Source organism: Rhizobium leguminosarum (genome assembly GCF_001679785.1).
GTDB lineage: Bacteria > Pseudomonadota > Alphaproteobacteria > Rhizobiales > Rhizobiaceae > Rhizobium > Rhizobium leguminosarum_R.
In genome coordinates, this window is the sequence record NZ_CP016293.1 from 61287 (window position 1) to 88023 (window position 26737).

Genomic DNA, 26737 nt, shown 5'->3' on the forward strand with positions numbered 1-26737 from the left:
AAAGGGCGACGCGACGAGCGATGTTCCGCACCGGCGAGATCTGCCCGAGCGGCTTGGCGACTATCGCTCGGTGAAGCGGCGCTATTACCGCTGGATCGAGATGAGGAAACTCGCCCAGCACGATTGTTGCGGCGATCGGACGACCGCCGCAACGGGTAATAATTACAGGAGAAAATCGCCTGCGCCCACGTGGACGAGGCCCTTCAGCTGAACCTCGAAATCATGAATGCCGTCGCCGTTCAGGTCGCCCTGGATAACGGTAGCGTCGTTCGCGGATCCAGCCTGGTCGTCATAGTGCCAGGCGAGCGCGCCAGCCTTATGGTCGAACAAGGCATTCTCCTGCGCCTGGAAATGGAAGGTTCCATTGCCCAGCCCAGAGCCATTCGCATCTATCGCCGCGATGTCGATCTTATCGACGCCATGCTGGAAGTCGGTGATGACGTCGCGGTTCGAGCCAGACCCGGCTTCCGTCGGCGCTTTGAAGACAAACGTATCCGCGCTGATGCCACCGGTCATGATGTCCCTTCCGGCACCACCGATGATGATGTCCCCGCCGGCGCCGCCATCCAGCTTGTCCGCCCCAGCCCCGCCATTGAGAACGTTGCTGCCGCCATTGCCGCCGGTCAGCACATCGCCGTAGCTGGAGCCAGTCAAGTTTTCGATGCTGGCAATCTTGTCACCGGCGGCTTGCCCGCCCGATGCGGCCTTGGTCGCCAGGTTGACGTTGACCGCGCCGGAGCCTGCATAGCTGGCGGTGTCGTTGCCATAACCGCCGTCGAGGATGTCCGCGCCGGCGCCGCCCTTCAACACGTCACTACCGCCGAGACCCTTGAAGGTTTCGTTGCCGCCGTTGGACCGACCGGTATGTGGCAGGATGTCATTGCCGTTGGTGCCGGTGAATACCTTCGTCGGCGTGGTCGGTGTCGTCGGGGCGGTTGGCGTTTCCGGTTGCGTTGGCGTGGTTGGCGTGGTTGGCGTGGTTGGCGTTTCTGGTTGCGTCGGGGCGGTTGGCGTCCCCGGTTGCGTCGGCGTGGTTGGCGTTCCCGGTGTCGAGCTGGAGCCGGATTCGTAGGCACCCATGTCGACAGTTCCAACGACGCGCGCGTGGCCGTCCAGATCGACCGACCCGACGCCGTATTTGGCGGTTCCGCTGTCGATTGCCGCCGAGCCGGAGCCGAGGTGGAAGTTGTCGCTCGCTGCCCCCGAGAATTTCGGGTCGATGCCGAGCTTGTTGCCATTCGCCGCGCTCGGCATCGCGTTGCCGCCGTCGGTCTTGACCGATGCCTGTCCGGCCGTGCCGTTGTAGGTGATGTTGTTGGCCCAGACGACGTTGTTGTTGGTGTAGCTGTCGGTCGACGTGTTATCGATCGCAGTGTTGTTCTTGTTCACCGATGGGTCCGCTACGGCGATGTTGTTGGCCCAGATGTTGTTGCTCGACGCCGAGTTGCTGAGCTCACCGCGCCAGGTGCCGCTGTTCGCCGGGTCCTGATTGTTGTGGTATGCGGTGTTGTTTTTCACCGTGACGGAGTCGCTCCAGGTAACCTGGATGCCTTTGCCGCCGTTCTCGTAGACGAGGTTATTGTCGACCAGGGTCTTGAACGTGTAGTTCGGATGACCGCTCGTCTGCGTGCTCTGGAAATCGTCGATGATGATGCCGTTGCCGTCGGTGTGCTCACCCGACTTGGTGACGTTATCGTGCGAGATGTTGTCCCGCACGATCGTCCGGTAGCCGTCGGTCGAGGTATCGCCGGTGATGTTCCGGTTCTGGTAGATCGAGATGCCCGAGAACCAGCCCGTCGACGCGTTGTTGTAGGTCTCGTTGCCTTCGATTCTGATGAAGTCCGACTGGTTGAACTGGATGCCGGACTCTCCGCTGCCGTGGACCTTGTTGTTGAGGATCTGGACGTGGTGGACATTGTTCGCTTCGATGCCGTCGCCTTTGGCGCCGCCGATGTCAAAGCCGTCGACTGTCACGTAGTTGGCGTTGACACTGATCGCGTTCCACGAGCCCGCGGGCGGCCGGATCAGCGCCCCGCCGGGCACTTCCGAGCGCAGCGTGATGTCGGCTGCCGCCGAGCCGTCCGTGTCGATGTTAATAGCCTCGTTGTAGGTCCCCGCCTTCACCACGACCTCGTCGCCGGGTCTAAGGTTCGCCGACATCGCCTCGCTGATCGTGCGGAAGGGAGAGGAGGTACTGCCGTTACCGCCGTTGCTGCCAGTCGTTGCTACGTAGTATGTTGTCATGATCTTGTTCCTCAACCCCCGCCCGTTAATATTTGTGGTTAATCCAGCGTTACGGCGGCAGGTTATAGGGTGACATTTTTGAGGGCGCAACAGCAACGCAACAGTAAGTGCTTGAGAAGCATAGCCTTATTGCTGCCACAATATCCGAATCGATCCAAAGTTACGTTTTGAAATATTTGGTGAATTTGGAGTCGCCCAAAATGTGGCAGTATTAATATCTCGCTTGCCGCGAGTTATTCTTTCTGCAACCATAGCGACATGCGTGCATTGAAAACTTTAGAAAAACCTGATGGGCGTGGCTGAATTGCTCCCGCCAAATGCGGAATCGCCATTTTTTTTTGAATTTGGCAATTTTGGGCGGCCTCGCCTTAACAATTGGTGCTGATTGAATGGTAATGGGAGGTCGACCGTATCGATTCGACCAACCCATTTCGCAGCATTTCAAGCGCCACCGCTTTCCGTCGAGATCATCTGGCATGTGGGTGTGACTACACTTTCCGTTTCCGCTGATCCTTCCTTATGTCGACAATCTGCTTGCCGAGCGTGATATCGATGTCTCGTTCCAGACCGTGTCTGAGTGGGCGACTAAGTCCGGCCGCTGGTGCGAGACCTCGGAACGGTGGCGCTTAGATCTGTAGCCGGGGAAGTCCCCTCTATGAGATCCAGCTTGCTCCGTCGGCTGACCCGGCTTGGATCGATCCGGTGTGCAAGATGCATGCACCATATTCATCTCATAAGCGGGCCGCCCCGCAGGGTCCCTGGCTTTTCTCGCCGCGTTGTAAAGAAGCATATCGACGGTTCTGCCGCAGACCTTCCGGCAGTTCCGGTAGAAGATCAACGGTAGCGGACGCTGCCTCCCTAGAGCGTGGCGACGATTTAACTATTTGAGCCACATTGCGATTGCTGCGAGCTTGGCCAATCCCATGACGTTCACGAGCAGTTTGTCTTATCGCGTCGAAACTGTTTGAGCTTGCTGTAGAAGCGCTCGATGCGATTGCGCTCCTTAGAGGTCTGCGTCATGGGCGCGCTGCACTTTCGGTTGCGCTTTGGCGCGATGACGAACCGCGTTCGGCTATGCCGAGGTCAAACCGCTCTTCGGGACAGCGCTCATCAAAAAGAGCAGCCTGGCAAGCAGTGAGGGTACATCGCCTTACTTCGAATATGTAACCTATCTCGGCGTAAGACGTAGAAACATGAAGTCTCTTCTACGTCCAATAGTTAGAGCCGCAAGTATGGAGGCAATCGTCTTGGCAGCATATTCTGATGACAGTTTAGATCGCGAAAGCGTAGGTCATGAGAAAGCAATCCGCAGACAGAAGCCAAGATTCAGTTCTCAACCAAACGGGTTCTTCAGAATCTATTAATGTCCTTGGTGTTCGCATTTCGGCAGTTAATCTAAAGAGTGCCACCGGATTTATTCAAAAAGCGATCGAAGACGGTAGGAAGGAATATGTGTGCGTTCGCGACGCGCACGGCGTGGTCCGGTGTCAAGATGATCCCGAGCTCCGGTCGATACATAACCGGGCCTTCCTCGTAACACCCGATGGCATGCCGTTGGTATGGGCATTGAAGCGTGCCGGTCATGCGGAAAGCGACAGGGTCTATGGACCTGACCTGATGTTATCCGTTTTCGATGCCGGCAGCTCCAAGGGCTTGCGCCATTTCCTTTATGGCGCAACGGCCGAAACGCTCGAACAGCTGCAGGCGCGCCTTCTCGCAAAATTTCCGCAAGCACGGATCGTCGGCTCCTATGCGCCACCTTTTCGCAAACTGTCGACGCGGGAGGAAACGGAGATTGCTGACCAGCTCAATCGATCGGGCGCCGATATCATCTGGGTCGGGCTGAGCAGTCCCAAGCAGGAACTCTGGATGGCGCGCATGCGCGATCGTCTGGAAGCATCGATGCTCATCGGTGTCGGAGCCGCATTCGATTTCCACGCCGGCCTCAAGCGGCAGGCTCCAAGGATCATTCAAAGAAGCGGCTTCGAATGGGCGTTTCGTCTTTTATGCGAGCCGCGACGGCTGTGGCGGCGCTATGCGGTCGTCGTGCCGACCTTCATCTCACTGACGGCATTCCAGAGACTAGGGCTTCGGAAGTTTCCGATCGAAGACGCGGTTTTTGGACCAAGCGCGCCAAAAGAAGCAGCTGCAAAGGTGTAAAGCCATCATGTCCTTATTTGCGTCGCCAGCAATGACACCGAGGCCGCCGAAGGCAGCCACATCAAATGACATGACGTCGCGGGCGATTGCGGCAGGTTCCGTGCCGCCCATAGCAGCTAAGACCGCCGATCCCTTCGACCGGGCAGGGCTGTATATGCCCGTCGCACTACGGAGTCGGCTTCCTCGGCTTGCAACCTCGTCCTTCCTGGTCGCCGGCGACATTGCAAGCTATTTGGTTGCCTATTTTGTTGTCCTGTCCTTTTTCCCCAGTGGTTTGGAGGGCACGCTGGCGGAGCGTACGTTCACGATCGCAGCATTCGCCGCGATTATTCTTTACACATCGGCCGGCCTCTATCCTGGGTATCGGTTGCATGACCATGAACATCTGCGGCGGCGCACGGTCGCTGGCGTCAAGGTGGCTGTCCTGGCGGCGTTTGGGGCAATTATCCTGCCGGAGGGGGAACGACTGCTGCTTGCCGTCATTGGGTTCCTCGCTCTCGGGCTGATTGTTCAGCCATTTGGGCATTGGCTTGCACGGAGCCTGTGCTGGAAACTTGGAATCTGGGGGGAGCGCGCGGTTGTCATAGGGGGAGGCGACCTTACTCCCGCTCTCGTGGCGCATTTCAAGAACCACTGGCAGTATGGCATCAGGCCGGAGGCCATCTCCCTCGATAGTTTGGAGGCATTGCCCGATGGCGGGCCATCCATTGCCGTGATTGCAGGCGCCACAGGCGCGCTTGCACCCGATTTGGCGGCGATGCGTCGGAAGTTCGCCGAAGTCATTTTGCTGTCCGATACGCCGAGCCTCAAGGTAAGCGGATTGCGACCCGCGGATGTCGGCGGAGAGATCGGTATTCGCCTTATCAACAGTGGGAGTTCACTCAACTCGGACTTGGTTCGCCGGATCCTCGATCTCGCAATCGCCATCCCTGCATCGATCGTCGTCGCCCCATTCATCGCGTTTGCAGCGGCTGCAATCTATGCCATTGATCCAGGCCCCGTCTTCTTCTGGCACACCAGGGAGGGGCGGTCCGGCAAGCCGGTGCACGTCCTGAAATTGAGGACGATGTATCAGGATGCAGAGCAGCGCCTTGAAGCAGTCTTCCGAGATGACCCTAACATGCGCGCCGAGTGGTTGAGCCACTTCAAGCTCAAGGACGATCCGCGCGTCCTTCCGGTTATAGGACATATGCTGCGCTCTTCGAGCATCGATGAGCTGCCGCAATTGGCAAACATCATTGCGGGGCAGATGGCCATCGTCGGACCGCGTCCGTTTCCAGAATATCACCTCTCAGCGATGGATAGCGAATTTCGTGACAAGCGGCGTTCGGTAACACCGGGGCTGACGGGCCTCTGGCAAATATCCGAACGAAGCAATGCGGACATCGAACTGCAGCAGCAACTCGACGAGTTCTACATCGACAACCGGTCCCTGTGGTTCGACTGCCAAATTCTTCTCAGCACAATCCCTGCGGTCTTCAAGCGCAGGGGAGCCTACTGACCATCCTCGCTTCCGCGGGGCAACCATCAACAACGGAGCATTTCCAATGCACGGACAAAAGCGAATTATGGTAACCGGCGGCACCGGGTTTCTGGGATCATTCCTGTGCGAAAGGCTTTTGCGAGAGGGCAATGACGTCCTCTGCGTGGACAATTACTACACCGGTTCGCGCGACAATGTGCTGCATCTTCTTGACGATCCTCGCTTCGAGGTGCTCCGCCATGACATTACCTTCCCGCTCTATGTAGAGGTCGACGAGATCTACAACCTCGCCTGCCCGGCATCTCCGGTCCACTATCAGCACGACCCCGTGCAGACTGTGAAGACCAATGTGCACGGGGCCATCAATATGCTCGGCTTGGCAAAACGCACCAAGGCGAAGATCTTCCAGGCATCCACGAGTGAAGTTTATGGCGATCCGGCAGTCCACCCTCAACCCGAGGAGTATCGAGGGAGCGTAAATCCCATAGGACCGCGGGCATGTTATGACGAAGGCAAGCGGTGCGCCGAGACGCTGTTCTTCGACTATCATCGTCAATATGGCGTGGAAATCCGGGTGGCGCGGATCTTCAATACCTACGGGCCGCGCATGCAGACCAATGACGGCCGTGTCGTCTCCAATTTCATCGTTCAGGCGCTTCGAAACGAGCCGATCACCATCTTTGGCAACGGCAGGCAAACACGATCCTTCTGCTATGTGGACGACCTGATCGACGGCTTTATCCGTCTGATGGCGGCGCCCGCTGGGGTTACAGGCCCCATCAATCTCGGCAACCCGGGAGAATTCCAGGTCCGTGAATTGGCAGAAATGGTGATCGAAATGACCGGATCGAAGTCCGGCATCGTCTTCAAGGATCTGCCAGTTGACGATCCGACACAGCGCAAGCCCGATATCAGCCGCGCCAGGCAACAACTGGGCTGGCAGCCGAAGGTGAATCTTCGTGAGGGGCTTGAGAGAACGATCGCCTATTTCGAGTGGAAGCTTTCCGGCGGCGTAAAGAACAGGCTTAGCGTCAAGTCCTCGCAAGAGGCTTATCCGCATCTGGCGTCTGCCAACGTCGAACTCACTGCTCCTGAAGCCATTCGATAGGGACATGAATAGCACCGTTGATGATCGAAAGCCGCGGCTCGTTTTTTTTCAATGGGACCATCAGCCCAATGCGAACGCGGCCGGTTACCTGCTGCTGCACATGCAGCAGCAGGTCAAATGCCTCGCAACACATTTCGATGTCGTCGTCATTAACCGCGACTGCGATTATGCAGAGATATGCGACAGGTACGAACCGGACCTGACGCTGTTTGAAAGCGGTTATCGGTCGCATGGTTCGCGTCGGATAAAAATCACCAACACCAATGCCCATATCGCCGTTCCCAAGCTTGGCCTTCATAACGCCGACGCATGGTGCGATCGACGCGCGGGCTTCCTTTCCGATATGGAGCAGTGGGGCATCGAGGCGTATTTCGCGATCGCAACGATGGCTCCGGAATATATGCCGGCGGTGAAGGAGAATCTGTTCGTCTGGCCAAATTTCATCGATCCCGAAGTCTACCACGACTATGGCCAGCAGAAGGTCATCCCGGCCATGCTCACAGGTCAGGCCTACGGCCTTTATCCCTGGCGACAGACGGTCTTTCCGATGATCCGCGACCGTTACCCCTGCCTGGTCTCGCCGCAACACGCCTATGAGAGCAAGCTAGCTTCCCAGCTCCTGTCTGGAGAGGCTTATGCGCGCGCGCTCAACGCGAGCCTCGTCGTCCCCACATGCGGCACTATGGGCGGCGAGGTCGTGCGCAAGCATTTTGAGATCCCCGGGGCAAAGGCCTGTCTCGTGACGGAACGCACGGCAGCCGTGGAGGCAGCCGGCTTTGTCGATATGGAGAACTGTGTCTTTGTTGACGGGCGCAACGTCGTCGAGCGACTGGACCACCTTTTTGCCCATCCCGACGAAATACGGCGTATCACGAGAGCCGGTTACAGCTTGATCCACTCGTGTCATACGTTGAGCCACAGGCCGCAAATATATCAGTGGTTCATGCTGAACAAGGGCCTGCAGTTCGGTGAAAAGATCATCCAGTCCGGCCCCTTCGGCGATCTTGCAAAGGTCCAGCGGATCTCCAAGCAAGAGAGCGTCCATATCGTAGGGGAAGCGAGCGATCGCGCTTTACTGAAGCAGGGCGACTTGCTTCTCGAGCAGGGCAGGGTTGAAGAGGCCAAGCAGTGCTACGCGCGCTGCCTGGACTATGTATCCTACCTGCCCGAAGCCAAATTCCGCCTTGCCGTCTGTGCATTGCAGGAGGGCGACGCCGGGCGCGCTTATGACCTTCTGGTGGACCTGGTCAAGGTGACCATGACCGAATATGGGGCACTCAACCCGGATCCGGTCGAGTGGGCGTACTTCCTTCTCGCTTTGATCTGCAGAGGCCAGTTTGAGCGGGCGCGGAGGCTGCAAGATTTCTATCCATCTCTATCCCACGACGAATTCAGGCGCGTGCGCCTCGTCATCGCGCAACTCGGTCGCTCAGGCGATGGGGTCGTCTCCGGACGGTATGGCAGCGATCGAAAAAGCATTCATCAGCTTCCCGATCGGAGCGATTCCGACTGGCTTGTATGGTTCTCCGATATTCTTGAGCGGTGTCAGCAGCCAGATCCTGCAAATGTTCTTCGTCACGCTCCCGTCGGCGGAAGCGGCGCCAGTGAGAAAGTAACATCTCTACACTTCAAACGTGATGCTAGTTGGCGTCCGCGACTATATTCAGGCATCGATGGCCTGATGGTCAGACTGCGCCTGAATGGCCTGAGGCCGAATGTACCGCCGCTGCCTGAGTTCCGATATTTCTGGCATCTTGCGCGGGGTCTGGTCCCCCGTTCGCAGAGAGGCCCGTTGCGCAGGATCCGAACGGCGCTTTCCAGGCTTCCGATGGGCACCGGCAATTAGCTGTGGGCGCACATGCAGACAGCCTCACCTGGAGAGGGCGTGCATGACAAACTTCCCAGGTGAGGCTGAAGATGCAATCGGGGACTCGGTGGCGTATTTGTCGCGCAGCCACCGAGGATGTTTAGAGCGAGAATGCGCTTGTGATGCGATGCAAGATCTGATCGGTCGATCCCGTCAGCACAGGCTGTTTGTCGCAGAGCCGCCCGAAAGAAAAAGATCGTTGAGCTTGAACACGACTTCCGTTCTGTTCGTCGCTTTGACCTTTTTCATAATATTGCGAACATGCACCTTTACAGTGCTTTCTCGCAGGTTGAGCTCATAAGCGATAATTTTGTTTGCCTTTCCGCGTCGGAGCGCCTCCACGACTTCGACTTGACGATCCGTGAATATGCCGGCTAGGGGGCGTGCGGTCGAATTGCTCGAGTCCAGCAAGTGACGCATGGCGAACAGAGCGCTTGCAGGCACAAAAATTCCTCCTGCCACCGACAGCGCGATCAGCTCCATACAGACGCTGACGCTGACTGAGGCGGGTATGAACCCTTTGGCTCCGTACTCAAGTGCCCTAACGATTTGACCGAAATCGTCGCTATCGGCCAATACGATGAGTGGCGTCGATGCGAATTCCGACGAAAGCTTCCGGATTTGCTCCGAAACCGTCGGTTCATCGATCTTTTTGCCGCCGACGTTCAAAAGGATTGCCGAAAGCGGAGGATATTCGTCGCGCTTCTGCTTCCACTCCTCAATTGATCCAAAAGCCAGAATCTGCAAATCCGCTTTTTGGGCAGCCATGCATTGCGCCAGGCATTGACGATCGAGCTCACGATTATCGAGAATGACAAGCGAATGCGTGTGTCTTCCCGGCGCGGCAGATGTGTTCGGATTATCTATCCTGAGGGGAAGAGCTACGCTCTCCTGCCTGAGGTCCAAATTCGGTATAAGTGCTGAATTCACAGCTTCACCCTCCCCTAACACGTTACGCTCAACTAAGGCCCGAGTACCAACCCCTCTCAATACGGGGGTTTAGGAAACTCTAAAGTAGGAATCGAATACCACAATTCGCCGAGCGTTACAGTAGCTAATATAGGCTAAGTACTACACAGATTCCGTAAATGGATAAGATATTGAAGATAAGCCTGAGTATAGACCTAGGTCTTACTAGAGAGCTTGCGGGATAGTCTCTGTTGTTGCGTCGCCGTTTGGCGATGAACCCCTAAATGCATGGAAACCATCGCTGTCTCCGACGTAAGCCAGCCGACGAGTGCGGGGGTAACCCCACCACCAATGATGGTCAGGGGTATAAACCAGGGCGTAAGTCGTCTTAAGTAGATACGCCTTTCGGCGGATAAGCTTAAACGTTTTGTTTCTTTACTCAGATGAAGAAAACAATTCTCTTTGGAATGGAGAGAAGTATTTCTCCTGTTGGTGTGAAGCCTTGGACGCAATCGAACGATTATTTGTTTGACTGAAAATCGGGCCTGTTAGGAGTAGGGAGTTTGCAGGGATGATTGCATCAAACGTCAAGCTGGGTGAAGGCAGCGTCATCCACCATCGAGATCTTGTGAATCTCTACGGCTGCACGATCGGAGCAGGAACCCGCATCGGCACCTTCGTCGAGATTCAGAAGAACGTCATCGTCGGAGAAGACTGTAAGATCTCCAGCCATTCCTTCCTCTGTGAGGGCGTGACCCTGGAAGATGGCGTGTTCATAGGCCACGGGGTCATGTTTACGAACGACACCTACCCGCGCGCCGTCAATCGGGATGGCAGCCTGCAGACGGAGGCCGACTGGATTCTCATCCCCACGCTTGTCAAGCGCCTCGCATCGATCGGCAGCAACGCCACAATTCTGCCCGGCGTGACGATCGGAGAGGCTGCCCAGGTCGGAGCGGGAGCGGTTGTAACAAAGGATGTGCCGGATGGCGCCATCGTCGCGGGCGTTCCAGCCAGGGTTATCGGCCGTGTCAATGACGGGCCAGTCGACATGCACGCGTTGGAGGGAATGTGATGATCGGCATCGCTGTTGTTGGGTATGGATATTGGGGGCCGAACCTGGTTCGCAACATCTCGGAGGCAGCCGGAGCGCACCTCGTTTCTGTCTGTGATCTCAATGTTGACCGGTTGGCGGCTGTCAAAAGCCGCTACCCCGCCGTGACGATCACCGATGATTTCGAGGAAGTGCTGCGTGATCCAAGAGTGGATGCCATCGCTATCGCGACGCCGGTCTTCACCCATTTCAAGCTTGCAATGCAGGCTATGATGGCCGGAAAGCATGTCTTCGTCGAAAAGCCGATGGCATCGACGACGGAGGAAGCTTCGCGGATGGTCGAAGAGGCCACACGCCGACGACTCGTGCTGGCGGTGGATCACACCTTCGTTCATACCGGCGCCGTCCGCAAGATGCGTGAACTGGTCGAGAACGGCTTGGGCGACATGTATTATTATGACTCGGTTCGGGTCAATCTGGGGCTCTTTCAGCATGATGTCAGCGTCATCTGGGACCTCGCGGTGCATGATCTCTCCATCCTGGACCATGTTGTGCAGGAAAGGCCGGTGGCTGTTTCAGCGACAGGCATGAGCCATGTCCTCGGCGAGCCGGAAAACATCGCCTATCTGACGCTCTTCTTCGAAAGCAAGCTCATCGCACACATCCACGTCAATTGGCTGGCGCCGGTCAAGGTGCGCCGCACGCTGATCGGTGGCAGCAACAAGATGATCGTTTACGACGATCTGGAGCCCAGCGAAAAAATCAAGATCTACGACAAGGGCATCACGTTGAACCCCAATTCTCAGGCTTACGGCGAGAAGGTGCACCAGATGATGGTCGGCTACCGCAGCGGCGACATGTGGGCGCCCAAGCTCGATATGACCGAAGCACTGAAACGCGAACTGGATCAGTTCGTCGACTGCATCGAGCAGAATTCGCGGCCCATTACAGACGGCCATGCTGGCCTGCGCGTCGTTCGGATTCTGGAAGCAGCAAGCCGGTCGTTGGCCCAGCGCGGTCGCATCATCGAGCTCGAAGAGGCAAGGCGCATCGCATGATCCCGTTCCTGGACATTAAGGCACAGTATCAATCAATCAAGGGTGAGATCGACGCCGCCGTGCTCGGCGTCCTCGCCTCGGGGCAATACGTATTGGGCGACGAGGTCGCGCGTTTCGAGCAGGAATTCGCCGACTATTGCAACGTCAAGCATGCGATAGCCGTCAACACCGGAACGAGTGCCTTGCATCTTGCCCTCCTTGCGGCGGGCGTTGGCCCGGGCGATGAGGTCATCACCGTGCCATTCACGTTCGTCGCAACCGTGTCGGCGATCTGCTACACCGGCGCACGACCCGTGTTCGTCGATGTTGAGCTCGTGACACTCACGATGGATCCGGCTGAAGTCGAGGCAAAGATTACTCCCCGGACCAAGGCCATTGTTCCCGTCCACCTCTACGGTCAAATGGCCGATATGGACGCGATCAAGGCAATTGCCGAGCGCCACGGGATACCCGTCATCGAAGACGCCTGCCAGGCCCATGGCGCGCAATATAAAGGCCACCGCGCCGGCAGCATCGGCCTATCCGGCTGCTTCAGCTTCTATCCGGGCAAAAACCTCGGCGCCTGCGGCGAGGGGGTATGGTCGTTACCAATGACGATGATCAGGCCAAGACGATGCGCATGCTGCGAGACTGGGGTCAGGAGCAGCGCTATCACCATCTGCTGAAAGGCTTTAACTATCGCATGGACGCGATTCAAGGCGCGATCCTGCGTGTCAAGCTCCGGCACCTTGAAGCCTGGACCGAGGCGCGTCGCACGCATGCGCGCCGCTACTCCTCGCTGCTTGCCGGATCGACGGTTTTGACGACCCCTGTCGAAGCAGCCGACCGGCGTCACGTCTATCATGTCTATGCCATAAGAAGCCGTGATCGCGATGGGCTTCAGCGCCTGCTCAGCGCGGAAGGCATTCCGTCCGGGCTCCATTATCCCATCCCTGTTCATCTGCAGAAAGCCCATGCCGACCTTGGTTACCAGGCCGGGGATTTCCCGGTCTCGGAAGCCGCGGCACGGGAGGTCCTGTCGCTGCCGATCTATCCAGAGATGCCTGTACGACACGTTGACCAGGTGGTCGCCGCGCTGGAGTACGCCTATGTCAGTTAACCGCGCCGGCGAGGCTCGACTGGTGCAGGCGGTCCATGGTCGCCATGAAAGGCCGGCAGATCCTGGCTACCAAACTGGGTTGGTCGAAGAACTCAGACAATCATACGGGCGCGCTGGCCTGATAGACCTCTATGGCCGTTTCGCCACAGGCGACGGGGTCGTCGACACTCTGATGCGGAAAGCCATTTGGCAAGCGATCACGCGGAGCTGCGGCACCGGACTGCAGGTTGCGGGCGGCGCCGGTTTCAAACATCCGGAAACGTTTGAAATCGGCAATGGCGTGTTCATCGGCGCTCAGGCCTATATCCAGGGCCGCTTCGACGGCACTTGCGTGATCGGCGACAATGTCTGGATCGGCCCGATGGCCTATTTCGATGCACGCGACCTGGTTATCGAGGATTGTGTCGGCTGGGGCCCTGGCGCCAAGGTGCTTGGCTCGACCCACACAGCACTGCCGGTGGATGTGCCAATCATTCGCACGGATCTCGAAATCAAACCGGTCCGCATCGGCGCATGGGCCGATATTGGAACGAATGCAACTGTTCTTCCCGGCGTGAGCATCGGAAAAGGGGCGATCGTCGGAGCGGGTGCAGTCGTTGTTTCCGATGTCGAACCGTTTTCAGTCGTGGCGGGTGTGCCGGCGAAGTTCATACGCTGGCGCACGGAAGCCGATCCTGTGCTGGATATATCGCATGGAGGAAGATCGTGAGAAATCAACGGGTACTCATTACCGGCGGAGCCGGCCTGATCGGGTCGCATATCGCCGATCTCGTCGCATTGGAGAAGCCGCGGGAGATTATCATCCTCGACAACTTCGTGCGCGGACGCCGGGACAATCTCAGCACGGCAATAGGTGGCGGGTCCGTCAACATCATTGAGGGAGATATCCGTGACAGAGCCTTGTTGGCGAGAACCTTCGAGGGCGTGGACATCGTCTTTCACCAGGCGGCCATCCGCATCACGCAATGCGCGGAAGACCCACGGCTTGCTTTCGATGTGCTGGCCGAAGGCACGTTCAACGTTCTCGAAGCTGCCGTAAAGGCAGGCGTGTCGAAAGTCGTCGCTGCCTCTTCTGCCTCTGTGCTGGGTTTGGCCGAAAGCTTTCCGACCACCGAAGCGCATCATCCCTATAATAACAGGACGATCTACGGCGCGGCCAAGACGTTTAACGAGGGGCTGCTTCGCAGCTTTGCGGAGATGTACGGCCTGCGCTATGTGGCACTGCGCTATTTCAACGTATACGGGCCGCGAATGGACGTTTACGGCGCCTATACCGAAGTGCTGATCCGCTGGATGGAGCGTTTGGCGACCGGAATGCCACCCCTCATCTATGGAGACGGCAGCCAGACGATGGACTTCGTCGATGCACGTGACATCGCCCGGGCAAACCTGCTGGCTGCGAAGAGCGATGTCACGGATGAAGTGTTCAACGTCGCGAGCGGCAGGGAAATAAGCCTCCTGGAACTCGCGCAGATGCTGAGCAGTATCATGGGGGTCTCACTCGAACCGCAGCACAAAGAAGCCCGCGCGGTAAACGGCGTAACCCGTCGCCTTGCCGATATCAGCAAGGCCGAGAAACTCCTGGGCTTCAAAGCGGAAATATCGATGGAACAAGGGCTTCGCGACCTTGTCGCCTGGTGGAAGATGAAGACCGATGCGGCAGGAGGGCAAGCTGCATGAGCACGTCTCTATCAATAATTCCGGTCGCCAAGCCGGTCCTCGGAGAAGAGGAGGCCGAGGCCGCGCGCCGCGTCATTCTGTCAGGATGGGTGACGCAGGGGCCGGAAGTCGCGGCCTTCGAGAGCGAATTCGCTGCCTTTGTCGGCGCTGCACATGCCTGCGCCGTTTCAAACTGCACGACTGCACTGCATCTCGCCTTGATGGCGGTAGGTATCGGTGCCGGTGATGAAGTCATTACGGTCAGTCATTCGTTCATCGCCACCGCGAACGCGATCAGATACTGCGATGGCGTGCCTGTCTTTATCGACATCGAGGCGGACGGTTACAATATCGACCCTAGCCTGATCGAAAGGGCAATCACGTCCCGGACCAAGGCAATCCTGTGCGTGCATCAGCTTGGCATGCCTTGCGATCTTCGCCCTGTCGTTGAGATCGGGAAGCGCCTCTCGATACCGGTCATCGAGGATGCGGCGTGCGCAACGGGAAGCGAAATCCTTTGGGATGGAAATTGGGAAAAAATTGGCAGGTCGCATGGCGACATTGCCTGCTTCTCCTTCCACCCCCGTAAGGTCGTCACGACCGGTGATGGCGGCATGTTGACTACGGCCAATCCCGAGTATGACCGAAAATTTCGCCTCTGGCGCCAGCATGGCATGAGCGTCACCGACGCCGTCCGTCACGGGTCGAGGCAGGTGATCTTTGAAGACTATGATGAACTAGGCTACAACTACCGCATGACTGACCTTCAGGCGGCGGTCGGACGGGTGCAACTGCGGCGGCTGCCGGAGCTGATTGCGCAACGCCGGCGGCTTGCCGAGCAGTATATAGAGCGCCTGTCCACGATCCCTGGGATCTCACCGGTCGAGCCGCATTGGGCCCGCAGCAACTGGCAGAGCTTTTGCGTGAGATTGCCTGATGCCGTCGACCAGCGGACGGTCATGCAGGCACTGCTCGATCAGGGGATCTCGACCCGGCGCGGTGTGATGAATATTCATCTGGAAGGTGCCTATTCCGACCAGAGTTCTCATCGTGCTGCCACAAGCCTGAAGCGAAGCGTGGCAGCGCAGCGGCAAACGATAATCCTGCCGCTTTATGCTCAGATGACGGATCTCGACATCGTCAGGGTTGTCGAAGCACTTCGAAGCTCATTGGCTGAGGCGGCCAGCATACCCGCCGCCGTACAGCACGATCGGGACATCGCTCTTGTATGATTTCCTGATTGCGTGATGCAATTCTCGTTGTGCCGCAGGGCCTAATGCGCATCGCCTCGATGCGCATTTTTTATTAGGCAAATTTCGCGATCCATCCTCTGATCACTGCGGGCATCATCTCGGGCGGAAGAAGCTGGATCAGCATGCGAAGCGAGTAGATCCCCGTCAGAGCTACGGCCAAGGCGCCGATGCCTATCGCCGGCCATAACGGCAAGACCCAAAATGCCGAAAATACCAACACCGATGCAGGTAGGAAAAGCAGCACGTGCCTGCGGTTGGCTGCGGACCCGCGGAAGCCGGTAAGCCGCCGCACGATCACGTAAATGAGGATGCTATGCCAGACGTAGAGGCCGAAAAACGCCATGCCGGCTCCTGGCGTACCGAACTTCGATACGAAGTGCCATGCCAGCCCTACATGCACGAGCGTGGCCGCCACCTCCGTCCAGAAGAAAATGGCTTGTGCACGCTTCGCCAAGATGATGAAACCCATTGGCCACGCGATGATCCTGAGCATCATGCCAAGGCAGATCCAGCGCAAGAGATCCACCGCGCCATGAAACTCCGAAGAATAGAACAGGCTCATCATGAGCGGCGCCAGCGTCAACGTGGCGAGCAGACCGGGGCCGGCAAGAAGGATGCTGATTTCCATCTGTTCATTGACCAGGCGGTTGCATTCGGCATGATTGTCCGCAGTCGTGGTCAGGCGCGGATAGAAGTCCGTTCCCATCGCCTGCAAAATGAAGCCGGCATACAGACCGCCCAACCCCCAGGCCGCCTGATACAATCCTGCGGCCATCACGCCCCCGTCCTTGAATACGATGATGCGGATCGCATAGGCCGCGCCGAAGGTCAGAAGTCCGCTCGCCATGAACACGGCGCCGAATCTCAGCAGAGGTGCCCACTCTTGACCAAATTGGCGAGCCGACATTCGCGGCGAGTGTGCGCCTATCCGTCTGCTGTACCACCAGGTGGAGAGTGTTGTGACGGCCGCAATCGCTACGACCGACGGTGCGATCGCCTGCGTGCCGAACAGGTAAACTAGTGGGACGGTGATCACCGTGCCGAAAAAACCTATGAGCACATTGATGCGGGCAAGATTTGCGATGCCACGTAAGCCCTGGATCAACGCCGTCTGCCCGGACGACACTATCCGGAAAAATACAGCGAGCGAGAGCAGCGCGATGCCACCGGCGTGCTGGTAGTCGCCGAAGGTGAAATCCGAGACTGGAAATGCCAGCGCCGCAAGAAGGAGCGCGCCAAGCAGGCCGAGTATTATCGATATGCGTCTCAGCGCTTTCGCCGACTGTGCGATCCTCGCTTCGTCTCCGGTACCGGCGGCCTCGGCGACCTGGCGCACCCCGCTGCCGCCTAGTCCCAGACCAGCCGCCGTTTGCGCGATATCGACGATTGACTGGTAGAGGCCCATGAGCCCCACGCCTTCTGGCCCAAGCAGAACGGCCAGCGCCTTGTTACGAATGACGCTTAGAGCGACGTTCACGAGCGAGGAACCGCCCATCAGCATCGTCGACTTGAGGATCTGGGTATAAGTCTGCCCACTGGCTGGGATCATGCGCAAAGTCATCAACTATCCTTAGCCGCTATGCTGTGGGGCGGGATCTCCGGCGCGTCGCCGACATATTGCCCAACGCCGCTTCGGAGATACGCGGCACAGGCATTCCTGTTGGGCAGGAAGCGAATTCAAGACCTGGTCGGGTTTATGGCAGCTTGTATCAAGAGCTATTTCTCTCGCGCTGGTGGTCTGAGCGCCTTGGCGCTGGTCAATCGCCCACTGCGAGTTCGTTTGCAATACATGCTTTTCGCGGGTCACTGGCTTGCCTGACTGGCGCGTGTTTCAGTTTCACGCGGCAGGTCGGCGGGCGCGGCCTGAGACACCCGATCCGCAATGCGGGTTCGAACGACCCTCACAACATCACCCGGGATCAGTGCCGTTGTTTCGGAGGCCTGGAACTGCCTGATTTGCCCTTCGCTTCGCCGGCTCACCGTAAACGTCAGCGGGAGCGCCTCGTCGGTGATATTCGAGCTTCCCCCTGCCGCGAGGTCATCGAGAAGCAGTTTTTGCGTCATCTCGCGCTTCAATTTGAGCTGGTCGAGACTTGCCTGTTCCGACTGCAATTCGGAAGCGACTTCGCTTCGCCGCGTATCATAAAGCCCCTCAAGATTTCGCGTTGTCTCACTGATCGCCTGACGGCCCCGCATGATGGCAGTGACAAGGTCGAGCCGATCGGAGCGGTAGGTGGTGAGCAACCGTTCCAGATCCAATTGACGCGACGAAACGGTGAGGCCTTTCGAAACCAGCGTTTTGACGCTGGTCAGCTGGTCCTCGATCGATTTGATATTGTCCTCCGAGCCCTGCACCTTCTCGCCCAGCATGCCGACTTCACTGTTCAAAAGATCACGCAATTCCGTGAGCGCCTTCGACTGCCTGTCCAGCGCATTTGCCCGAGCCTGAAAAATGACCCGTTCCTCGTTGTATATTCCCGCGGCGTATTGCTGATCGACGCCGAGCGTCCGATCGAACGTTATCTCCTTTGCCCCGGTCATCTCTGCTTGGAGCCGTGCTAATTTGGCAGTGCTGCGCAGCAGGGAGTGGTCGATTTCCCGCAGCTCGCCCGCGAGTTTGATCGTCTGCGATTGCTGCAGACTTGTGGCGCGGAACGGGCCGCCGCTCATTGCCAGGGATTGCAGGACGGTAAGTCCTGAGCGGAATTTGTACTGCCCAGGCGTGGTTACGTCTCCGACGACATAGATTGGCGGGTATTCGAGAATTTCGATGGTGACCGCGGGTGGCTGAACCAATCCGATTTTTTCTTGCAGACGCTTGGCAATCTCGTTGGTGAGGCTGGTGTTATCGCGATTGCCGACGGAAACGGATCCAAGAAAGGGCAAAAAGACAGCGCCTTCATCCGAGACGGTATATTCGCCGCCAAGCGCATCCCATCGTTCATATTGGCCTTTGGACTGCATCCATTGGACAATCGTCAGACGGATTTTCGTTTGCGGAGCAAAAGCAGTGTCATCGGCGAGAGCCGGCGGCACAGCTCCGGCAAGAAAGACGAGTGTACTGATGACAAGCGTCGCCGGAAAGAACACGTTAAGAACGCGATACGATAGCTTCATTTACATGTCCAGCCTGCAAAAGCGTCCTTACACGGACACCGGTTCAATGCCTTAGGCGCTACGCGAGCATCGGGCGCCAGGTCCGAAGCCGCAATGCCAGTGTGCAATCTGGCGAAGCCTTGAGGAAGGTGGCGGTTGTTTGCTTCGCCTTATCACTATTGATGAGGTGGAGGAGGGGGCTTAGCCTAAACCGAGTAGGAACATATACCTTCGGCGCGGTACAGAGGCATCGGCCCGGGAAACCAGGAGGTCATGCGCGCAGGAAGAGGCGCGCTGGAGCATGTCGCGCAAAAGTATGCAGCGGTTTTGCGCTAACGACATGCGTAAAAACAAAGTTCTAAAGCGCGACGCGCTTTAGCCGCGAAGGACAGCGATCCCTCGCGGCAGAGCCGTCGTGTTTGGATCGTTGATTTTGCAAGTCGATGATATTGGCCGGCGGCGTCGCCTTATCAGTCGGCGCAAAGAAAAAAGCCTCCAAACGAACACCTTGCGTGTCTCGCCCGTCACGTCGTCCATGCCAACACTGCGGTTTGTCCAAAGGATGCCGCCTGTAAAGCAAAAGGCGTAGGACCTACTCGCTTATTTTTGGGCTATCATTCAGGGCTTCGTAACAAACGATCCCCGTAGATTCGATCCCGATAATCTCGCGAGAGAAGGCCCCGCCATGTATCGCAACGCTCGCCGGTGGACATCACGCTCACTCCTGCTGGATTCGTTGGTTCCCCGATGGTTGACCGTCGGCGGAAAGGGAAGGCCTCGCAAGCCTGCCGATAAGCGCGAGGATAGTGCTCAACTTGCGACATCCGTGCAAACGGCGGATGGAAACAAGCATGATGGTACGCTTGTCGACAATCCCTACAACAACGCGGCGATCAATGAGCATGATGTTGGACAGAGAGCGGGCGTGATCGGCGACGCAGATGGTCGGGCCGATAGCAACCACCCAGCGCCGCCCTTGCCCGCCCTGCCTAACGCTTTCGCAGCAAATCGCCAGACAGGGGTTCGAAACGGGGACACTGCCGCGTCTCGGTTGTTCGCCCACACGCCTGGTTTTGCAGGTTTCGAGCGGGACGCGCACGGAGTCGCATTCGGGGCTCGATCGTCCCTCTATCGCAGCTACGCTGGAATGAGCCTCATAGGCGACGATCCTTTGGCTCCGTATTTGCCGCAAAGCCCTGCACCGAGAGTTTCGGGAGAAGGTTCTGCCGCGGTGACGGGCGAGCGTGCTCACTCGGGCAACGTCGTCATCCTCGAATCGAGCCCGTCAGCGCAGGCGACTGCGCATCAGACTGGCGCGGATTCACTGGCGTTTGGCATGCCCTTTGGTGTGTGCGGATGCGGCTACTTTACCTCCCCCACGCGGATTCTCGATTGGGCCCATGGCGGCGCCATGCTTCAACAGGACGGCCAATTGCCGGGCACCAGGCTGACCGAGGGGCCGGACTTTGTATCGACGATCAAGCGGGCCATCAGCGCCTCGGCCAGCGACCCGCTTCTCGATCGTAATCTGTCCCCTCTCTCGGGCTGGCGCGGAACCGCAACGTGGACGGATTCGACGATCTTGAACGGATCGTTGCCAGGCGGCGGAGAGACCGGAACGGGCACCGCCACATCCAAGGGCATCGGCATCCTTTCCGGCTCGGTGACGACGCCACCTTCTACGCAGCGGTCGTTGACGACGCAAAATCTGGCGGCCGCGGCTGCGGCCAGCAACCTGATCGTGCTGGAAAACCAGAAGCAGGGTAACCCGGAGAGCGAGTGGGGCATCGACGGTGCCGGTAGCTCCAACATCGAGGGATTTGCGACCGACATCAGCGTCGACAACGGCAAGACGATCAGCTTCAAGATCAATACCAATTCCACCAATTATCGGATCGACATATACCGGCTCGGCTATTATGGCGGCATGGGCGCCCGCAAGGTCGACACCATTCAGCATACCGGATTGCAGACTCAGCCAAATCCGTTGCGCAACGCCTCGACCGGCACGGTGGATGCCGGCAACTGGGCCGTGTCGGCCTCGTGGACTGTACCGGAGGACTCCGTCTCGGGCGTCTATATCGCCAAGCTCGTGCGTCAGGATGGCACCTCCGGCCAAAATCATATCCCGTTCATCGTGCGCGACGACGACAGCCGCAGCGACATCGTCTTCCAGACGGCAGACCAGACCTGGCAAGCTTACAACGGTTGGGGTGGGGCAAACTTCTATGGCGGCAACGGTCCGGCGACGGGGCAGGGTGCTGGTCGCGCCTATGCGGTCAGCTATAACCGGCCGATTGCGACCCGCGGGGCGTGGGAACCGTTGCCGGCCCGCAGGATTATCTGTTCGGCGCCGAATATGCGGGCATCTACTGGCTGGAACAGAACGGCTATGACGTCTCCTACCTGTCGGGTGTCGACGCCGACCGCTATGGCAGCCTGTTGCTCAATCACAAGACCTATGTTGATGCCGGGCATGACGAATACTGGTCTGGACAGCAGCGGACCAATGTAGAAGCAGCGCGCGATGCGGGCGTCAACCTGATGTTCTGGAGCGGTAACGAGGTCTATTGGCGCACCCGTTGGGGCAATGCCTATAGCGCCGACGGCACGCCCTATCGCACTCTGATCTCCTATAAGGAGACCTGGTCGCCGAGCGCCAGCATCGACCCTTCCAACGAATGGACAGGCACATTCCGTGATCCGCGCCTCAGCCCACCCGCCATCGGCGGCGGCAATCCGGAAAACTCGCTGACCGGGCAGCTGTTCCAGGTCGATGATGTCGGCAGCAATCTCCAGGCGATCACTATTCCTTATGACGACGCCAATCTGCGTTTCTGGCGCAATACGAACGTTGCCAATCTACAGCCTGGCCAGACGGCAACGCTTACCAAGAACTATCTTGGTTACGAATGGGACGAAGCGGTCGATAACGGCTTCGACCCGGCCGGCCTCGTCAAGCTGTCGTCGACGACGGTTCCGGTCAGCACCTATTTGCTCGACTACGGAAACACGACCGGCAATGGGACCTCGACCCACAATCTGACGCTCTATCGTGCGCCCAGCGGTGCATTGGTGTTCGGCGCCGGTACCGTCTACTGGACATGGGGCCTGAGCGACAATCACGACCTCACGGCGACTCCGACGGACCCGCGCGTGCAGCAGGCGATGGTCAATCTGCTTGCCGATATGGGCATTCAGCCCGGGACGCTGCAATCCGGGCTGATCGCCGCGACCGGCTCTACGGACCAGGTTGCTCCGACCTCCGTCATCACCGTACCCGCGACGGCGGCCGTTGGATCCACCGTTACAATTACAGGTACCGCTGCCGACACGGGCGGCGGGGTCGTCGCCGGTGTCGAAGTTTCCACCGACAACGGGGCGAGCTGGCATCCGGCGACAGGCGATGAGAACTGGACCTATAGCTGGTCGCCGCAGGTCGCCGGTAGCTACACCATCCGCTCCCGCGCCGTTGACGACAATATCAACCTCGAAACGCCCTCGTCCGGACGTACGGTCACCGTCAGTGGGCCGAGCTACACGTCTCTCTTCGGTTCGGCGACGCCAGCGGTCGTCAATACAAACGATTCGTCAGCCGTCGAACTCGGGGTCCGCTTCCAAACCTCTGTGGCAGGGACTGTCAGCGGTGTTCGTTTCTACAAGGGCAGCCAGGATACGGGCACGCACACCGGTTCACTCTGGTCGAGCACCGGCACGCGGCTTGCGACCCTCACCTTCACCAACGAGACCGCAAGCGGCTGGCAGGCCGCATATTTTTCCAGTCCAGTGGCGTTGACGCCCGGACAGACCTACACGGCGTCGTACCACACGAATGCCGGTCGTTACTCGACAACCACCAACTATTTCGTCTCGAACGTAACCAGCGGGCCGCTGACGGCGCCGGCGAGTGGTAATGGCGTGTACAGATACGGCAGCACCAGCCTGTACCCTACTGCCAGCTTCAGCTCGACGAATTATTGGGTCGATGTGATGTTCAATCCGTCGGCCTCCAACACGACGCCGACGGCAGTTGCCGATGCGGGGGATGCGACTGAGAAGGGTGGCGTGGCCAACGGTTCGGGCGGCGTGGTTGCCAGCGGCAACGTGCTGACCAACGACACCGATGCGGATGCCGGTGACACCAAGGCGGTCACGGCGATCCGCTTCGGCGCTACATCAGGTACGCTCGGCACGGCGCTGAATGGCACCTATGGCAGTCTCGTGCTCAGCGCATCGGGCGTCTATAGCTATGCCGTCAACGAGGCCAATGCTGCCGTGCAGGCGCTGCGGCAGTCGACCAACACGCTGAGCGATGTCTTCAGCTATACGATGCGGGATACCGCCGGCGCCACCGCCACGGCAAACCTGACCGTCACCATCCATGGCGCCAACGATGCGCCGGTGCTGGCTGTCCAGACGGCTAGCCAGAACGCCACCGTCGGCTCTGCCTTCTCGTTCACGCTGCCGACGACGACCTTCACCGATGTCGACAGCGGCGAGACGCTGGCCTATGCGGCAACGTCTGCCGACGGCACGGCGCTGCCTGCCTGGTTGAGCTTCAATGCCTCGACGAGGACCTTCTCCGGAACGGCGACGACATCAGGTACCTATGGCGTCAGGGTGACGGCAACCGACCTTGGCGGCCTCAGCGCCAACGAAACCTTCAACATCGCCGTGTCGACAACACCGAACACGACGCCGACGGCGGTTGCCGATGCGGGGGATGCGACCGAGAAGGGTGGCGTGGCCAATGGCTCGGGCGGCGTGGTTGCCAGCGGCAATGTGCTGACCAACGACACCGATGCGGATGCCGGTGACACCAAGGCGGTCACGGCGATCCGCTTCGGCACCACAACCGGTACGCTCGGCACGGCACTGAACGGCACCTATGGCAGTCTCGTGCTCAGCGCATCGGGCGTCTATAGCTATGCCGTCAACGAGAGCAATGCTGCCGTGCAGGCGCTGCGGCAGTCGACCAACACGCTGAGCGATGTCTTCAGCTATACGATGCGGGATACCGCCGGCGCCACCGCCACGGCAAACCTGACCGTCACCATCCATGGCGCCAACGATGCGCCGGTGCTGGCTGTCCAGACGGCCGCCCAGAACGCTACCGTCGGCTCTGCCTTCTCGTTCACGCTGCCGACGACGACCTTCACCGATGTCGACAGCGGCGAGACGCTGGCCTATGCGGCAACGTCTGCCGACGGCACGGCGCTGCCTGCCTGGCTCGCCTTCAACGCCACGACGCGGACGTTCAGCGGCACGCCGACGACATCAGGCACCTACGGCGTCAGGGTGACGGCAACCGATCTTGGCGGCCTTGCCGCCAACGAGACCTTCAATATCACTGCGACAGTGGCGCCTGCGACCTACAGCCTGTTTAACGCCTCCAGCACACCGGCCCAGACGAACCTCAACGACGGTCAGCAGCTCGAGGTCGGCGTCAAGTTCCAGTCGAACGTTATCGGTGATATTACCGCCATCAAGTTCTACCGCAGCGCCAACGACAACGGACAGAACGTCGTCGATCTGTGGACCACGACAGGCACCAAGCTTGCCACCGCCACCTTCTCCAACACCACGGCAAGCGGCTGGCAGACGGTGAACTTTACAACGCCTGTCACCATCGCCGCCAACACCACCTATATCGCGTCCTACCACACCACCGGCGCTTACGTGGCAACTAACAATTTCTATACGACCGCCGTCACCAGTGGTCCGCTGACGGCCCAGTCGAGCGCTGTCGCCGGCGGCAACGGCGTCTATGCCTACGGCGGATCTGCCACCGTAGGCATTTTCCCGAATGCCACCTTCAACGCTGCCAATTATTGGGCCGATGTGGTCTTCCGTCCGGCATCGACAACACCGAACACGACGCCGACGGCGGTTGCCGATGCGGGGGATGCGACCGAGAAGGGTGGCGTGGCCAATGGCTCGGGCGGCGTGGTTGCCAGCGGCAATGTGCTGACCAACGACACCGATGCGGATGCCGGTGACACCAAGGCGGTCACGGCGATCCGCTTCGGCACCACAACCGGTACGCTCGGCACGGCACTGAACGGCACCTATGGCAGTCTCGTGCTCAGCGCATCGGGCGTCTATAGCTATGCCGTCAACGAGAGCAATGCTGCCGTGCAGGCGCTGCGGCAGTCGACCAACACGCTGAGCGATGTCTTCAGCTATACGATGCGGGATACCGCCGGCGCCACCGCCACGGCAAACCTGACCGTCACCATCCATGGCGCCAACGATGCGCCGGTGCTGGCTGTCCAGACGGCTAGCCAGAACGCCACCGTCGGCTCTGCCTTCTCGTTCACGCTGCCGACGACGACCTTCACCGATGTCGACAGCGGCGAGACGCTGGCCTATGCGGCAACGTCTGCCGACGGCACGGCGCTGCCTGCCTGGTTGAGCTTCAATGCCTCGACGAGGACCTTCTCCGGAACGGCGACGACATCAGGTACCTATGGCGTCAGGGTGACGGCAACCGACCTTGGCGGCCTCAGCGCCAACGAAACCTTCAACATCGCCGTGTCGACAACACCGAACACGACGCCGACGGCGGTTGCCGATGCGGGGGATGCGACCGAGAAGGGTGGCGTGGCCAATGGCTCGGGCGGCGTGGTTGCCAGCGGCAATGTGCTGACCAACGACACCGATGCGGATGCCGGTGACACCAAGGCGGTCACGGCGATCCGCTTCGGCACCACAACCGGTACGCTCGGCACGGCACTGAACGGCACCTATGGCAGTCTCGTGCTCAGCGCATCGGGCGTCTATAGCTATGCCGTCAACGAGAGCAATGCTGCCGTGCAGGCGCTGCGGCAGTCGACCAACACGCTGAGCGATGTCTTCAGCTATACGATGCGGGATACCGCCGGCGCCACCGCCACGGCAAACCTGACCGTCACCATCCATGGCGCCAACGATGCGCCGGTGCTGGCTGTCCAGACGGCCGCCCAGAACGCTACCGTCGGCTCTGCCTTCTCGTTCACGCTGCCGACGACGACCTTCACCGATGTCGACAGCGGCGAGACGCTGGCCTATGCGGCAACGTCTGCCGACGGCACGGCGCTGCCTGCCTGGCTCGCCTTCAACGCCACGACGCGGACGTTCAGCGGCACGCCGACGACATCAGGCACCTACGGCGTCAGGGTGACGGCAACCGATCTTGGCGGCCTTGCCGCCAACGAGACCTTCAATATCACTGCGACAGTGGCGCCTGCGACCTACAGCCTGTTTAACGCCTCCAGCACACCGGCCCAGACGAACCTCAACGACGGTCAGCAGCTCGAGGTCGGCGTCAAGTTCCAGTCGAACGTTATCGGTGATATTACCGCCATCAAGTTCTACCGCAGCGCCAACGACAACGGACAGAACGTCGTCGATCTGTGGACCACGACAGGCACCAAGCTTGCCACCGCCACCTTCTCCAACACCACGGCAAGCGGCTGGCAGACGGTGAACTTTACAACGCCTGTCACCATCGCCGCCAACACCACCTATATCGCGTCCTACCACACCACCGGCGCTTACGTGGCAACTAACGGCTTCTTCACCAACGGCGTCAGCAACGGTCCGCTGTCGGCGCTGTCCAGCGCTGCGGCTGGCGGCAACGGCGTCTATGCCTACGGCGGATCTGCCACCACAGGTCTCTTCCCGACCAGCACCTTTGACTCGGCAAACTATTATGCCGATGTGGTCTTCCGGCCGCAGCTCGCAGCTTGACGCGTCGAACGAGGTT

General features: G+C 59.1%; 15 protein-coding genes and 2 pseudogenes. 12 read left to right on the forward strand and 5 right to left on the reverse strand.

The genetic code is table 11. The annotated features are described in order from the left end of the window. Positions 1 to 162 precede the first annotated feature (162 nt). Complete coding sequence (locus BA011_RS39950; RefSeq protein WP_065284861.1) at positions 163 to 2244, reverse strand: choice-of-anchor Q domain-containing protein; 2082 nt, start codon at positions 2242 to 2244, stop codon at positions 163 to 165. An 880-nt stretch (positions 2245 to 3124) separates the two neighbouring features. Further along, positions 3125 to 3312, reverse strand: a pseudogene (locus BA011_RS44050) (IS5/IS1182 family transposase); the annotation flags it as partial. Between the two features lie 225 nt (positions 3313 to 3537). Here BA011_RS44050 and BA011_RS39955 point away from each other — a divergent pair. Genes BA011_RS39955 through BA011_RS39970 form a run of 4 tightly spaced genes read left to right on the forward strand, consistent with a single transcriptional unit; the run spans position 3538 to position 8841 of the window. After that, on the forward strand, positions 3538 to 4404 hold the full coding sequence (locus BA011_RS39955; RefSeq protein ID WP_065284862.1) for a WecB/TagA/CpsF family glycosyltransferase: 867 nt from the start codon (positions 3538 to 3540) through the stop codon (positions 4402 to 4404). A 7-nt stretch (positions 4405 to 4411) separates the two neighbouring features. Beyond that, on the forward strand, positions 4412 to 5905 hold the full coding sequence (locus BA011_RS39960) for a sugar transferase (RefSeq protein WP_065285004.1): 1494 nt from the start codon (positions 4412 to 4414) through the stop codon (positions 5903 to 5905). 46 nt (positions 5906 to 5951) lie between these two features. After that, positions 5952 to 6995: a UDP-glucuronic acid decarboxylase family protein gene (locus BA011_RS39965; RefSeq protein ID WP_065284863.1), complete on the forward strand. Its 1044-nt coding sequence runs from the start codon at positions 5952 to 5954 to the stop codon at positions 6993 to 6995. 4 nt (positions 6996 to 6999) lie between these two features. Further along, positions 7000 to 8841, forward strand: a complete 1842-nt coding sequence (locus tag BA011_RS39970) for a glycosyltransferase family protein (RefSeq protein WP_065284864.1) — start codon at positions 7000 to 7002, stop codon at positions 8839 to 8841. 174 nt (positions 8842 to 9015) lie between these two features. On the opposite strand, the gene BA011_RS39975 is transcribed toward BA011_RS39970, so the two are convergent. After that, positions 9016 to 9792 (reverse strand): response regulator transcription factor, encoded by a 777-nt coding sequence (locus BA011_RS39975; protein WP_065284865.1) that lies wholly within the window; start codon positions 9790 to 9792, stop codon positions 9016 to 9018. Positions 9793 to 10342: 550 nt separating this feature from the next. Here BA011_RS39975 and BA011_RS39980 point away from each other — a divergent pair. The 6 genes and pseudogenes from BA011_RS39980 (at position 10343) to BA011_RS40005 (ending at position 15873) form a co-directional block, all read left to right on the forward strand. After that, on the forward strand, positions 10343 to 10846 hold the full coding sequence (locus BA011_RS39980) for an acyltransferase (RefSeq protein ID WP_025398417.1): 504 nt from the start codon (positions 10343 to 10345) through the stop codon (positions 10844 to 10846). Beyond that, a complete protein-coding gene (locus BA011_RS39985) occupies positions 10846 to 11883 on the forward strand; it encodes a Gfo/Idh/MocA family protein (protein ID WP_065284866.1) in 1038 nt (345 codons plus the stop codon). The genes BA011_RS39980 and BA011_RS39985 overlap by 1 nt, the downstream gene beginning before the upstream one ends. Continuing rightward, positions 11880 to 12982 (forward strand): annotated as a pseudogene (locus tag BA011_RS39990) (DegT/DnrJ/EryC1/StrS family aminotransferase). Before BA011_RS39985 ends, BA011_RS39990 begins: the two are co-directional and overlap by 4 nt. After that, a complete protein-coding gene (locus tag BA011_RS39995; protein ID WP_065284867.1) occupies positions 12972 to 13691 on the forward strand; it encodes an acyltransferase in 720 nt (239 codons plus the stop codon). Before BA011_RS39990 ends, BA011_RS39995 begins: the two are co-directional and overlap by 11 nt. Further along, on the forward strand, positions 13688 to 14662 hold the full coding sequence (locus BA011_RS40000) for an NAD-dependent epimerase/dehydratase family protein (RefSeq protein WP_065284868.1): 975 nt from the start codon (positions 13688 to 13690) through the stop codon (positions 14660 to 14662). Before BA011_RS39995 ends, BA011_RS40000 begins: the two co-directional genes overlap by 4 nt. Continuing rightward, positions 14659 to 15873, forward strand: coding sequence for a DegT/DnrJ/EryC1/StrS family aminotransferase (locus tag BA011_RS40005; protein ID WP_065284869.1), 1215 nt, complete (start codon positions 14659 to 14661; stop codon positions 15871 to 15873). Before BA011_RS40000 ends, BA011_RS40005 begins: the two co-directional genes overlap by 4 nt. 73 nt (positions 15874 to 15946) lie before the next feature. On the opposite strand, the gene BA011_RS40010 is transcribed toward BA011_RS40005, so the two are convergent. Further along, positions 15947 to 17455, reverse strand: a complete 1509-nt coding sequence (locus tag BA011_RS40010; RefSeq protein WP_065284870.1) for an O-antigen translocase — start codon at positions 17453 to 17455, stop codon at positions 15947 to 15949. 242 nt (positions 17456 to 17697) lie between these two features. Beyond that, complete coding sequence (locus BA011_RS40015; protein ID WP_065284871.1) at positions 17698 to 19011, reverse strand: polysaccharide biosynthesis/export family protein; 1314 nt, start codon at positions 19009 to 19011, stop codon at positions 17698 to 17700. Positions 19012 to 19816: 805 nt separating this feature from the next. On the opposite strand from BA011_RS40015, the gene BA011_RS46850 reads away from it, so the two are divergent. Both BA011_RS46850 and BA011_RS46855 read left to right on the forward strand, forming a co-directional pair. Continuing rightward, the gene (locus BA011_RS46850) at positions 19817 to 21505 is read left to right on the forward strand and encodes a N,N-dimethylformamidase beta subunit family domain-containing protein (protein WP_420493467.1); all 1689 of its coding nucleotides are present in this window, start codon (positions 19817 to 19819) and stop codon (positions 21503 to 21505) included. After that, positions 21397 to 26721 carry a DUF4082 domain-containing protein gene (locus tag BA011_RS46855; RefSeq protein ID WP_420493468.1) on the forward strand — a complete coding sequence of 1775 codons (5325 nt, stop codon included), beginning with the start codon at positions 21397 to 21399 and terminating at the stop codon, positions 26719 to 26721. Before BA011_RS46850 ends, BA011_RS46855 begins: the two co-directional genes overlap by 109 nt. The last annotated feature ends 16 nt before the right edge of the window (positions 26722 to 26737 follow it).